The organism is Propionicimonas sp., assembly GCF_034927565.1.
Lineage (GTDB): Bacteria > Actinomycetota > Actinomycetes > Propionibacteriales > Propionibacteriaceae > Propionicimonas.
On sequence record NZ_JAYFPT010000085.1, the window covers coordinates 25493 to 37055 of the forward strand.

The 11563-nt window shown below is 69.5% G+C and carries 12 protein-coding genes; 3 read left to right on the forward strand and 9 right to left on the reverse strand.

Features of this window, described 5'->3' with window-relative positions; genetic code table 11:
* Window positions 1–7 precede the first annotated feature (7 nt).
* Together sigM and VB080_RS13415 are read left to right on the forward strand one after the other, a co-directional pair.
* On the forward strand, window positions 8–577 hold the full coding sequence (gene sigM / locus VB080_RS13410) for an RNA polymerase sigma factor SigM (protein ID WP_323418956.1): 570 nt from the start codon (window positions 8–10) through the stop codon (window positions 575–577).
* Window positions 578–639: 62 nt separating this feature from the next.
* Complete coding sequence (locus VB080_RS13415) at window positions 640–903, forward strand: hypothetical protein (protein ID WP_323418957.1); 264 nt, start codon at window positions 640–642, stop codon at window positions 901–903.
* 107 nt (window positions 904–1010) lie between these two features.
* On the opposite strand, the gene VB080_RS13420 is transcribed toward VB080_RS13415, so the two are convergent.
* Window positions 1011–1391 carry a type II toxin-antitoxin system VapC family toxin gene (locus VB080_RS13420; protein ID WP_323418958.1) on the reverse strand — a complete coding sequence of 127 codons (381 nt, stop codon included), beginning with the start codon at window positions 1389–1391 and terminating at the stop codon, window positions 1011–1013.
* Window positions 1391–1642 (reverse strand): hypothetical protein, encoded by a 252-nt coding sequence (locus VB080_RS13425; protein ID WP_323418959.1) that lies wholly within the window; start codon window positions 1640–1642, stop codon window positions 1391–1393. Before VB080_RS13425 ends, VB080_RS13420 begins: the two co-directional genes overlap by 1 nt.
* A 154-nt stretch (window positions 1643–1796) precedes the next feature.
* Between VB080_RS13425 and VB080_RS13430 the strand changes: the two genes are divergently transcribed.
* Window positions 1797–3041: an ATP-binding protein gene (locus tag VB080_RS13430; RefSeq protein ID WP_323418960.1), complete on the forward strand. Its 1245-nt coding sequence runs from the start codon at window positions 1797–1799 to the stop codon at window positions 3039–3041.
* 40 nt (window positions 3042–3081) lie between these two features.
* On the opposite strand, the gene VB080_RS13435 is transcribed toward VB080_RS13430, so the two are convergent.
* From VB080_RS13435 to VB080_RS13465, 7 genes are all read right to left on the reverse strand, one after another.
* On the reverse strand, window positions 3082–5433 hold the full coding sequence (locus VB080_RS13435; protein ID WP_323418961.1) for a glycoside hydrolase family 3 N-terminal domain-containing protein: 2352 nt from the start codon (window positions 5431–5433) through the stop codon (window positions 3082–3084).
* A 2-nt stretch (window positions 5434–5435) separates the two neighbouring features.
* Window positions 5436–6320 (reverse strand): carbohydrate ABC transporter permease, encoded by an 885-nt coding sequence (locus VB080_RS13440; protein ID WP_323418962.1) that lies wholly within the window; start codon window positions 6318–6320, stop codon window positions 5436–5438.
* Between the two features lies 1 nt (window position 6321).
* Window positions 6322–7284, reverse strand: a complete 963-nt coding sequence (locus tag VB080_RS13445) for a sugar ABC transporter permease (RefSeq protein WP_323418963.1) — start codon at window positions 7282–7284, stop codon at window positions 6322–6324.
* A 2-nt stretch (window positions 7285–7286) separates the two neighbouring features.
* On the reverse strand, window positions 7287–8648 hold the full coding sequence (locus VB080_RS13450; protein WP_323418964.1) for an extracellular solute-binding protein: 1362 nt from the start codon (window positions 8646–8648) through the stop codon (window positions 7287–7289).
* A gap of 122 nt (window positions 8649–8770) precedes the next feature.
* Window positions 8771–9790 carry a LacI family DNA-binding transcriptional regulator gene (locus VB080_RS13455; RefSeq protein WP_323418965.1) on the reverse strand — a complete coding sequence of 340 codons (1020 nt, stop codon included), beginning with the start codon at window positions 9788–9790 and terminating at the stop codon, window positions 8771–8773.
* A 227-nt stretch (window positions 9791–10017) separates the two neighbouring features.
* Window positions 10018–10929: an amino acid ABC transporter permease gene (locus VB080_RS13460; protein ID WP_323418966.1), complete on the reverse strand. Its 912-nt coding sequence runs from the start codon at window positions 10927–10929 to the stop codon at window positions 10018–10020.
* The coding region (locus VB080_RS13465) for an amino acid ABC transporter permease (RefSeq protein WP_323418967.1) at window positions 10926–11563 on the reverse strand (638 nt) is incomplete at its 5' end. The genes VB080_RS13465 and VB080_RS13460, both read right to left, overlap by 4 nt.

Here is an 11563-nt window from a genome sequence, read left to right on the forward strand (position 1 = left end):
GGCCAGGATGGCATCGATGATCACCGATCTCGACGACAAGGCGCTGCTGGCCGCGCACGTGGCCGGCGATCCGCGCGCCTTCACCGAGCTGTTCCGGCGGCACGCCGACCGGTTGTGGACGTTGGCCCTGCGCACCCTGCGGAACCCGGAGGAGGCCGAGGAGGCAGTGCAGGAGGCGATGATCTCGGCCTTCCGCCGGGCGGGCGACTTCCGCGGCGATGCCGCTGTCGGAACCTGGCTGCACCGGATCGTGATCAACGCCTGCTTCGACCGGCTGCGGCGGGCGAAGGCCCGTCCGTCCCTGCCGCTGGAGGACGAGGTGCTGGCCGGGCTGCCGAGCGCTTCGCCCGGCCCGGAGGAGACCACCGTCCAGGCCGAGGTGGCGCTCGAGGTGGAGCAGGCGCTCGCCGGGCTGCCGGTCGACCAGCGCGCGGCCCTGGTGCTGGTGGACATGCAGGGCTACTCCACCGACGAGGCGGCGACGATCCTGGGCTGCGCACCCGGCACGGTGAAGAGCCGCTGTTCGCGCGGCCGGGCAAAACTGGCACCCCGGTTACGACACCTGCTGGAGGCATGATGGGAACCGAAAGGCCAACTCATGCGTCTGACTCGTTGTCACTGCCTGCCGAGGGAATCCTGATGTCATCACAACCCACCGAGGACCCCGACCTCACCGACGAGGCCACGCAGCAGTTGTCAGCACTGCTGGAACTGATGCCGACCCTGCCGATGCCGGCCGATGTCTCCGCCCGGATCATCGCCGCCCTGGACGCCGAAGCCGCCACCCGTACCGCTCTGCTCGGCAACGACGCCGACCTGGCCGCCACCCCCGTCCCCCTCGACAAGCGGTTGCTGCCCGAGGCCCAGGACGTCCCCTCGGCCACCGATTTCGACGACCTCTGATTCGCGTCCCGTCCCCGGACGCGTGACAGGAAGACACCGCCAAGGAGCCAGTTGCCACCTCGTGCGTGAAGCCGGGCTGGTCGAGCCCGTCAGGTTGCGGACGGTTCTCAGACCACCTCGACACTGACGCCAACGGCATTGGCTGCCAGGGCGCGGAGATCTTCCGCGTCCCCGGTGAGGACGGTTCCACCGTGCTCGGCCAGCGCGACAACCAGCGCATCCACAGCCGATCCGCGGCGCGCCAGCGTTCGCAGTTCCGCAGCCCGCCGGGCGAGCCGCTCCGGGACGGATGCCTGCACGTCGCACGCCTTCAGCAGGCGGTTCGTCGTGGCATCGCGCTGCGCCGATCCGGTGAGGGACTCTGCCAGCACCACGGTGGGGACGATCGGTGGCCAAAGCCCCCTGCGCCGCAACGCGAGCAGGAGAGCTGCCGTCGCCCGATCGCGGACGGCCAGCCGACTCAGCCCTCCCGAGTCGAGGACGAGCATCAGCCTGCTCGCTTGGCGAGGGCCCTCTCCTGCAGCCGGCGCGCCATCGCGTCCGCCCGCGCCAGATCGGCCTCAGACGGCTCGCCCACCTCGGCGAGCAGTTCCACGAGGTAGTCGTCGGCCCGCGCCTCCAGCTCCCGTCGATGGACTTCCGCTGTCACAGCCTCCTGCAACAGCTCGGACGCGGGCAGTCCGCGCTCCTTGACCTCGCGATAGAGCGCTTCGGGAAGATAGACCTGCATCCGGGGCATACGCATTACTATACGTCTATCCCGTCTGAAGTCACTCGTCGAGGTCGAGGTGCAGTCGCAGCTCAGGCGCGGGTTGGAGCAACTCACTGGCCACAAGTGGAGAAATCCGTTAGCTACCAGTGGGTTACTCCACCGATCGCGCTAGAATCTGGGCATGGATGGATACATTCCACGGATCGTCGACGAGGAGATCCGCAGCGCCTTGAACGCAGCCGGGGCTGTCGTGCTGCGTGGCAGCCGGGCGGTGGGAAAGACCGAGTCCGCGCGCCGCGTGACCGCTTCCGAGCTGCGTCTGGACTCCAGCGACCCCAGGGCCGTTCTGGCCAGGGCGCAGCCGGCGTCGGCGCTGGAGGGTGCCGCGCCGCGCCTGCTGGACGAGTGGCAGGTCGTCCCCGAGCTGTGGAACGAGGTGCGCCATGCGGTCGATGACCGTCGGGCGAGTGGACAGTTCCTGCTCACCGGTTTCGCCTGGCCTAACGACGACCAGCTCCTCCACTCCGGGGCAGGGCGCTTCGCCCAGGTGACCATGCGGACCATGACCCTGGCCGAGACCGGCGATTCGACGGCCACGGTCTCGCTGGCCGACCTGTTCAACGGCGACCTCGCCGTGGAAGAGTCCACGACCGATTTCGCCGCTCTGGTTCGGCGGATCGTTCGCGGAGGCTGGCCGGGCTGGTTCGACGCGGACGAGACGACGGCGAGCTTGCGGGCGAGGTCCTATCTCAACGACATCGCCGAGCACGACTTCCCGACAGTCGCCGGACCCCGACGCGATCCCCGGCGCCTGTTGGCCTTCCTGCGGGCACTGGCCGGGCTGAGTGCCCAACCCGCCAGCCAGGCAGCCATCACCCGCCGCATGAACCAGGACGCCACCCTGTTCGGTGCGGCTGCCGTCCCCGCACTGTTCGACCTGGCCCAACGCCTCTACCTCGTCGAGGACCAGCCTGCCTGGGCGCCGTCGCTGCGCTCACGAACGGCACTGCTGCAAACCCCCTCCCGGCATCTGGCGGACCCCTCGCTGGCCGCGGCACTGCTCGACGCCGGCATCGACCGGCTGCTGAGCGAACCCACCACTGTGGGCTTTCTCTTCGAGTCCCAGGTCGTCCACGACCTGCGGGTCTACGCCCAAGCCATCGGCGCCCGCGGAGTGTTCCACTACCGCGACTCCAAAGCACGTGACGAGATCGACGCGGTGGTCGAGGCGTCCGACGGTCGCTGGATCGCCGTCGAGGTCAAGCTGGGCGCGAGTCAGGTGGATGCGGCAGCGGCGAACTTGTTGCGCGTCGTGGCCAAGGTCGCCAGGCCACCCGAAGCCTGTGTTGTCATCATCCCCAGCGGAGTCGCCTACCGCCGCCCCGACAGCGTCCTGGTCGTTCCGCTCACCGTGCTGGGACCGTGACGGACGACAACCAGGTCCGTACCGGCTGCTGTCCTCGGCGTCAGGCGGGCTCGACCCTCACCTCCGGGTGCAGGACGCGGGTGTGGTCGACCTGGCGGACGGGGCCGGTCAGGTCGATCGGCAGGGTGGCGACGATGTCGGAGCTGGAACGGGCGAAGCCGAACTCGATCCGTCCAGGCTCGACGATCCGGGTACCGGAGACGCCGGTGAAGCTGGTCAGGTCGGGATGCACGCTGAAGCTCACCCGCGCCGCTTGGCCGGGCTCGAGCGGCACCCGGGTGAAGCCGATCAGCCGCTGCACCGGACGGACCACGCTGGCGAACGGGTCGTGCAGGTACAGCTGCACCACCTCCGCACCCGCCCGGTCACCGGTGTTGGCGATCCGGATCGACACCGTCACCGGCTGGTCAGTGGCTACCCGTCCGGCGTTCGCCTGCGCGTCCGTCCAGGCAAACGCCGTGTAACTCAGGCCGTGGCCGAAGCCGTAGGCCGGGGTCGGGTCGATGGTCGACACCCCGCTGCGCCGGGCCAGGGGTGCGGCCAGATAGGTGGACGGCTGCGAGCCGGCGTGGGCGGGCAGCGAGACCGGCAACCGTCCGCTGGGATTGACCCGGCCGCTGAGCACGCCCGCGATCGCCGCCGTCCCCTCCTCGCCGAGGAAGAAGGCGGCGAGCAGCGCACTCGCCCGGGAGCCAGCCTCACCGAGGGCATAGGGGCGCCCGGCCAGCAGTGTCACCACGGTGGGCGTCCCGGTCGCCAGCACTGCCTCCAGCAACTGCTGCTGGGCACCCGGCAGCGCCAGATCGGGGGCGTCACAGCCCTCCCCCGAGGTACCGCGGCCGAACAGGCCGGCCCGGTCGCCGAGGGCCAGCACCACCACGTCGGCGCCGCGGGCGGCTGCCAGCGCGGCCTCGAAGTCGGTCTCGCCGCCGTCCACCGTGGTGCCCGCGACGTACTCGACCACGGCCTCGGGGAACTCTGCCGCCATGGCCTCGACCAGGGTGGGCAGCTCCAGTCCGAGCGGCACCTCCGGGTGCCGGACGCCGACATGGGACGGGAACGAGTAGCAACCCAGCACGGCGTACGGATCGGCCGCATTCGGCCCGATCACCGCGATCCGGCGTGCCGCCGCCAGTGGCAGCAGGCCGTCGTTGCTGACCAGTACCACCGCCTGCTCGGCGAGCTGGCGGGCGAGCGCCCGGTTACCCGGCGGATCGAGCGCGACGCTGCCGCGCAGCCCGTCCAGGTCGTCCAGGTCGGCTCCGGCCAGAACGGGCGGCACCGGCGAGTAGTCGGGGTCCAACATGCCGAACGCCGCCTTCTGCAGCAGCACCCGGCGCAGCGCCCGGTCGATCAGCCCGCCGTCGATCCGGCCCTCCTCGACCGCCGCCACCAGGTCGTCGTTGAATGCTTTCACCGAGGGTAGTTCGACATCGATCCCGGCCCGCAGGGCGAGTTCGGCGGCGCTGAGAAAATCCTCGGCCGTGGCGTGCAGGGTGTGCAGGAAACCGATCGCGAAGTAGTCGGAGACCACCGTGCCGTCGAACCCCCAGGTATCCCGCAGCAGGCCGGTGAGCAACCGCTCGTCGGCCGCGACCGGGACGCCGTCGATGTCGGTGTAGGAGTTCATCACCGAGCGGACGCCGCTGGTCCGCAGCGCCATCTCGAAGGGTACGGCCAGCACATCGTGGAACTCCCGGGTTCCCAGCGAGACCGGCGCGAGGTTGCGTCCGGCCTTGGATGCGGAGTAACCGATGAAGTGCTTCAAGGTGGCGATCACGCCGGCGGACTCGATCCCGCCGATGTAGGCCGACGCCACCCGTCCGACCAGGTAGGGATCCTCGCCGATGGTCTCCTCCACCCGTCCCCAGCGCAGGTCCCGGACCACGTCCAGCACGGGCGCCAGCCCCTGATGGATGCCCAGGGAGGCCAGGTCGGCGCCGATCCGCTCGCCCATCCGTCCGACCAGGTCGGGGTCGAAGGTCGCTCCCCAGCTCAGCGGGACGGGGTAGGCGGTGGCCTGCCAGGCGGCGAACCCTGCCAGACACTCCTCGTGGGCGATCGCCGGCAGGCCGAACCGGCTCTCGGCCATAATCCGGCGCTGGGTGCGCAGCAGCGAGACCGCGCCGACGGCGGGGTCGACCGGCGCGGTGCCGAACGGACGGGTGAGCTGGCCCAGCCCGCGGGGCAGCAGCACGTCCAGGTCGATCGGGTCGGACATCTCGTTCTGGTTGGGGGCGACGTCCTCGCCGTCGGCCGAGGCGCCCACCCAGATGCCGTACAGCTGGGCCACTTTCTCGGCCACCGTCAACTCAGCGATCAGGGCGTCCACCCGCTGCGCGAGCGGCAGCGTGGTGTCGTGCCAGGGGCCGGTCAGCCTCGTCACGGGCATGGTCATCCCTTCACCGCCCCGGTCAGTCCACCGACGATCCGTTTCTCGGCGGCGAGGAAGAACAGCAGCGCCGGAACCATTGCCAGCGCGGTGTAGGCCAGGACGCCACCGGTGTCAGCGGAGTACTGGGTGGCGAACTGGGTGGCGCCCAGCGGCAGCGTCCACAACTCCTGCGGCATGCCGCCGGCGGCCATCACCAGCAACGGCAACAGGTAGGCGTTCCACGAACCGATGAAGGCCAGCACCCCGACGGTGACCAGGCCGGGCATCGACAGCGGCAGCATGATCCGCCAGAAGAAGCCGATCCGGCTGGCGCCGTCGATCGCGGCCGCCTCCTCCAGTTCGTCGGGGATCGCCCGCAGGAAGGGCACCAGGATGATGATCGTGGTCGGCAGCGCAAACGCGATCTGCGGCAGGATCACCCCCAGGAAGCTGCCGTGCAGGTGCAGGTTGCGGACCAGGATGTTCAGCGGCAGGGAGGCGACCGTGAGCGGGAACATCAGCCCGGCGGCGAACAGCGAGTAGAGGAACTGCCGGCCGCCGAAGTTGTACCGGGCGATCACGAAGGCCGCCATCACGCCGAGCACGACCACGCCCAGGGTGGTGCCGAGCCCGACGATCGTCGAGGACATCAACGATCCCCAGAATCGCGGCGAGGTCAGCACCTTGACGTAGTTGGTGACGATCCACGGGCTGGGCCAGCCGGCCGGGTCGGCGTTCAGGTCGGGAGTGGAGCGGAAGCCGCTCAGCCAGACGTAGAGCACCGGGATGATCGAGATCGCGACGGCGGTGATAGCCACCAGGTAGACGAAAACCTGGGAGACCGGGACGCGGCTGCGCCGCCGTCCGGGGGTCATGCGCGTGGCGGGTGCGGTAGCGGCGGCCATCTCAGCGCACTCCTCGGGAGATCGCGCCGGTCAGGTCGCGGCGCATGGCGAAGCGCTGGTAGACCAGCGCGATGACCAGGGAGATCACGAACAGGATGACGGCGATCGCGCTGCCGTAGCCGGGCGCGGTCTGCCCCTTCACGAGCATGTACACCGCCATCGTGTTGGTGGAGTTCAGCGGGCCGCCACGGGTGGTCACCCAGACCATGTCGAACAGCTGCAACGAGCCGATCATGGACAGGAAGACCCAGATCCGGATGGTCGGGCCGAGCAACGGCATGGTGATGTACCACTGGGTCTTCCACCAGCCCGCGCCGTCGATGGCGGCCGCCTCGTGGAGTTCTTCGGGGACGCCCTGCAGCCCGGCGAGCATGATCAGGATGGCGAAGCCGAGGTACTTCCAGGTCAGGATGCCGAACATCACCCACAGCGCGGTGTCGGGGTTGGCCAGCCAGGGCTGGGCCAGGTCGCCCAGGCCGAGCAGCTCCAGCCAGGCGTTGAGCGCGCCGCGGGGAGAGAGCAGCAGTTTCCAGGACAGCGCCGCGATCACCTCGGCGAGCACGTAGGGGACGAAGATCGCGGCCCGGATGATGCCGCGGCCGGGGAGCTTGCGGTTGAGCAGCAGCGCGATCAGGATCGCCAGCGGTCCCTGGATCAGCAGGGACGCCACCAGGACGAAGAAGTTGTTGCCGATCGCCTGGGTGAAGTTCGGGTCGTTGAACGCGCGGACATAGTTGTCCAGCCCGATGAACCGCTGCAGCGGGCCGAGGCCGTTCCAGTTGTAGAGGCTGTACACCGCTGCCTGGAGGACCGGCAGGATCACGAAGGTCACGAAGACGATCAGGGCCGGGCCGGTGAACAGGGCGATCTCGGCCCAGAGCCGGAGTCGGGAGTCCCGCCGGCGTCGGGTGGTGGGGGCAGGGCCCGCGGTGGCCGCGGGCCCTGCCTGGACGAGAGCTGCCATGACTACTGCGCGGCCGCCGTGTCCTTGAGCGCGGTGACGATGTCCTCGGGCGTTCCCTTGCCGCCCATCAGGTTCACGATGGCCTGGTTGAGCGGGGTGCCGAAGTCGGGGCCGAGGGCCGAATCCAGCCAGAGCTGGACGTAGGACGCGTTCGACAGACCCGTGGCGATGGCCTGCAGGCTGGGGTCGGTGAGGCCCTCCTGGCCGGCCGGGTTCGCCGGGATGCCGCCGCCGATCGCGGCGAAGCGCTTCTGCACGTCGTCACTGACCAGGTACTGGACGAAGTCGACCGCGACATCGGGAGCGTCCTGGTAGACGCCCCAGCCGTCGCCGCCGCCCATCGCGATGCTGGGATCGCCGGCGGTGCCGGGGATGCTCACCATCGGGAACCAGCCGAGGAACTCGGGGATGTCGCCGTTGCCGTCGCCGTCGGTGTCGGGGGCCAGCGAGCCGATCGTCCCGGCGTTCCAGCCGCCCATCAGCTCCATGGCCGCCTTGCCGTTGGCGATCAGGCCGGCCGACGAGTCGGCACCCTGTTGCGAGGAAGAGGCCAGCCAGCCGTCCTGGAAGGGCTCGGTGGCGACGAACTGCTGCAGCAGCTTGCCCGCCTCGACCCAGCACGGATCGGAGAAGTCGAGCGCCGGGATGGCGGTCTGCAAGGTCTGGGTGGAGCAGGCGTGGATCGCCATCTGGTACCACCAGTGGCCGGCCGGCCACAGGTCGCCGGCGCCCACCGCGATCGGGGCGACCTTGATCGCCTTCAGCTTGGCGACCGCGTCGTTCAGTTCCGGCAGCGTGGTGGGCGGGGTGGTGATGCCGACCTTGGCGAACAGGTCCTTGTTGTACCACATGCCCTCGATCGAGAAGGTGAAGGGCAGCGCGTACTGCTTGCCGTCCACCTCCCAGGGCTTCACGGTGCCGCCGAGCGTAGCGATGGTGTCGGCAGCCGGGGTGGTGAGGTCCTTCAGGTAGCCGGCCTCGGCCTGGGAGCGGACCTCGCCACCGGGCCAGACCATGAAGACATCGGGGGCGGCGTCGCCACCGGCCTGCAGGGCCTGCGGGATCAGGGTGCGCTGCAGCTCCTCGTTCTGGTAGCCGGTGACCTCGATGGTGACCCCGGGATGAGCCTGCTCGAACTCCTTGGCGACATCCTCCCAGAGCTTCTTGCCGGGATCGGCGGTGGCGTTGTGCCACCAGGTGAGAGTGACGGGTTCGGTAGCGGCGGGCTGATCGGACGGGGCGGGCGCCGCGCCGCTGCCGGACGGAGCCGTGGACGCCGCCGGGCTGCCACAGGCGGCGAAGCTGAGCGCCGCCGCGATGGCGGCGAGGCCCGCGACCAGGCCTCGGGTACTACGAATGTTCATCCTTGAACCTCTCGAAAGTTTCGATTGAGATATCGAAAGTGGCTAGGCAGGCACCAGCGTAGATATCCGTTCGTATGCTGTCAACGACAACATATTGCGGGGCGATAACGATTCTCGGGCAGTCAGGCGGGAACCGCCGTACTCTCCCTGACCACCAGGTGGGTGGCGAGGTCGATCCGCGGGGTCGCCGAGGGACGCCGCCGGGCGAGGTTGATCACGATCCGCGCGGCCTCGGCGCCCATCCGGCGCAGTGGCTGGTGGACGGTGGTCAGCCGCGGGCTCACCCACTGCGCGACCGCGAGATCGTCGTAGCCGATCACCGAGAGATCCTCAGGGATGCGCAGCCCGAGGCTGCGGCAGGCCTCGTACACCCCCAGCGCCTGCAGGTCGCTGCCGGCGAAGACGGCCGTCGGGGGTTCGGGCAGCCGCAGCAGGGCCAGGGCGTGTTCACGTCCGCCGTCCACGTGGAAGTCGCCGTAATGGATCCAGCCGGGATCGATCGGCAGCCCGGCGGCATTCATCGCGGTGCGGTAGCCGTCCACCCTGGCCAGCGAGCACATCATGTCGTCCGGCCCGGTGATCGCTGCGATCCGGCGGTGGCCGAGTTCGATCAGGTGCCGGGTGGCCTGCAGCCCGCCCGACCAGTTGGCCGAGCCGACCGAGGGAACGTCGGGTGCGGGGTCGCCGGCCGGGTCGACGATCACGAACGGGATCGACCGGGCCTCCAGTTGGGCGCGGTAGGACGGCGCGAGATCGGAGAAGACCAGGACGACCCCGACCGGGCGGCGGCGCATCACGCCCTCGATCCACTCCGGCGCGGGCGAGTGCCGGGTGCCGCTCTCGGTGAGCACCACCGACAGCCCGTGCTGCTGGGCCACCCGCTCGACGCCGGCGATCAACTCCATTGACCAGACGTCCTGGAGTTCGTGGAAGACCAACTCGATGAGTTCGGTGTGATTGCCGTTCCGCCCGACCCGGCGCTCGTAGCCGCGCTCGGCGAGCAGTTGCTCCACCTGGGCACGCGTGCCGGCGGCGACATCCGGCCTGCCGTTCAGCACCTTCGAGATGGTCGACAGCGACACCCCGGCTTCGGCTGCGAGCTCGGCCAGGGTCACTCGTTCGGTGCTGACATCATGCGACACGGAAAGAGCATACGTCCGAAACTATCGATCCCCTGACCGAAGGCTTCCACCGCGGACGTCCTGTTTCGTCGCGCCAACAGGTCGAGCGCCCAGCCGACCAGGTCGGAAAGCGACTCCACCGCAGCGGCACGCGGAGGGCGGTCCAGCGGCCCGTGGGCCAGGGGACGGTTCCGTGGCCCAGTTCAGCGGTCCCCATTCCCGCGGCCCACTGCCGGGATCGCCCACGATCAGGCCATCGAGCCGACCGGCTCCACCGGCACCTCGGTGCGGACGGCGCGGCGGCCGGCGCCCCGCCGCCGGGACCGCTGGTCCAGCCAGCGAGCGAAGCCGGAGATCGCAATGTTGATCAGGACGTAGAACACCGAGACCACCAGATAGGTCTGGATCAGATGGCCGGTGCTGGCCACCAGCACCCGCGCACTGTGCTGCAACTCGGAGTAGCTGACCACATAACCCAAGGTGGTGTCCTTCAGCAGGATCACCACCTGCGCGACCAGGGACGGCACCACCATCCGCACCGCCTGTGGGAAGATGACGTAGCGGAAGGTCTGGGAGTCGGTCAGGCCGATCACCGCACCGGCCTCGGACTGTCCCTTCGGCAGCGCCAGCACCCCGGCACGGAAGACCTCGGCGACCGTCGCCGCCGAGCACAACCCGATCGGGATCACCAGCTTCCAGAACAGGTCGGGGTTGAGGCCGTACTGCGGCAGCGCCACGAAGAAGATGTAGATCAGCAACAGCAGCGGGATCGCCCGGAAGAACTCGATCACCGCCGTCGCCGCCCAGCGCAGCGGACGGCGGGAGTCCAGCCGTCCCAGGGCGAGCAGCAGCCCGAGCGGCAGCGCGATGGCGGCGGCGCCCCCGGCCGCCAGCAGGGTGTTGCCGAAGGCACCCAGCAGGTAGCGCTGGGTGGGCCACTGGGCGAACTCTGCCCACTTGCCCGGGTCGAGTTGGCCGTTGATCGCGAACTGCCGGACGGCGAGCCAGCCGGCAGCCACGATCCCGAGGATGCTGAGCACGGTCACCCAGACGACGGTGATCCGGCCCCGCGGCCCGGGAGCGTCGAAGATGGCACTCCCACCCGGTCCCCGCGACGAGCGGGAACGGCGGGCGGAGCGAGAAGGACTGACGGCACTCATCGCAGCACCCTCGCGCGGGTCTCCAGTCGGGCGCCGAGGGTGGCGATCCCCAGCGAGATCAGCGAGTACACCACGGCTGCCACGCCGAAGGTGATCAGGCCGAGCGACTCCCGGTTGTTGATGTAGGAGACGGTCTGGGTGAGGTCCATCACCCCGACCACCCCGGCCAGCGAACTGGACAGGAAGATGGCGATCAGGATGGTGACGAAGGGCTGCACCATCGACCGGAAGGCCTGCGGGAAGACCACGTACCGCAGGACGCCGACGAAGCCGAGGCCGATCGCCCGGGCAGCCTCGATCTGGCCGGCGCCCACGCCGTTGATGCCGGTGCGCAATGCCTCGCAGACGAAGGAGCCACCGACCAGCGACATCGACACGATGATCGCGGTGTTGTAGTCGAGCAGGATCTCGATCTCGGGCAGGGCGTAGACCACCACGATGATCAGGCTCATCAAGGGGATGTTGCGGAAGATCTCCACGTAGACCAGCCCCACCGCGCGCAGCGGCGCGATCGGGCTGATCCGGAAGGCCGCGATGATCGTGCCGAGCACCATGGCGAAGCCGAAGCTGAGCAGCGTCAGGTAGAGCGTGATGCCCAGGCCGGAGGCGAAGGTGCCGGCGTACTGGGTCCACA

Bases quoted from the DNA above. Each gene is read 5' to 3' on its own strand.
- VB080_RS13415 (WP_323418957.1), top strand. From the start codon at position 640: ATGTCATCACAACCCACCGAGGACCCCGACCTCACCGACGAGGCCACG.
- VB080_RS13425 (WP_323418959.1), bottom strand. From the start codon at position 1,642: ATGCCCCGGATGCAGGTCTATCTTCCCGAAGCGCTCTATCGCGAGGTC.
- VB080_RS13460 (WP_323418966.1), bottom strand. From the start codon at position 10,929: ATGAGTGCCGTCAGTCCTTCTCGCTCCGCCCGCCGTTCCCGCTCGTCG.
- VB080_RS13435 (WP_323418961.1), bottom strand. From the start codon at position 5,433: ATGCCCGTGACGAGGCTGACCGGCCCCTGGCACGACACCACGCTGCCG.
- VB080_RS13440 (WP_323418962.1), bottom strand. From the start codon at position 6,320: ATGGCCGCCGCTACCGCACCCGCCACGCGCATGACCCCCGGACGGCGG.
- VB080_RS13450 (WP_323418964.1), bottom strand. From the start codon at position 8,648: ATGAACATTCGTAGTACCCGAGGCCTGGTCGCGGGCCTCGCCGCCATC.
- sigM (WP_323418956.1), top strand. From the start codon at position 8: ATGGCATCGATGATCACCGATCTCGACGACAAGGCGCTGCTGGCCGCG.
- VB080_RS13430 (WP_323418960.1), top strand. From the start codon at position 1,797: ATGGATGGATACATTCCACGGATCGTCGACGAGGAGATCCGCAGCGCC.
- VB080_RS13445 (WP_323418963.1), bottom strand. From the start codon at position 7,284: ATGGCAGCTCTCGTCCAGGCAGGGCCCGCGGCCACCGCGGGCCCTGCC.
- VB080_RS13420 (WP_323418958.1), bottom strand. From the start codon at position 1,391: ATGCTCGTCCTCGACTCGGGAGGGCTGAGTCGGCTGGCCGTCCGCGAT.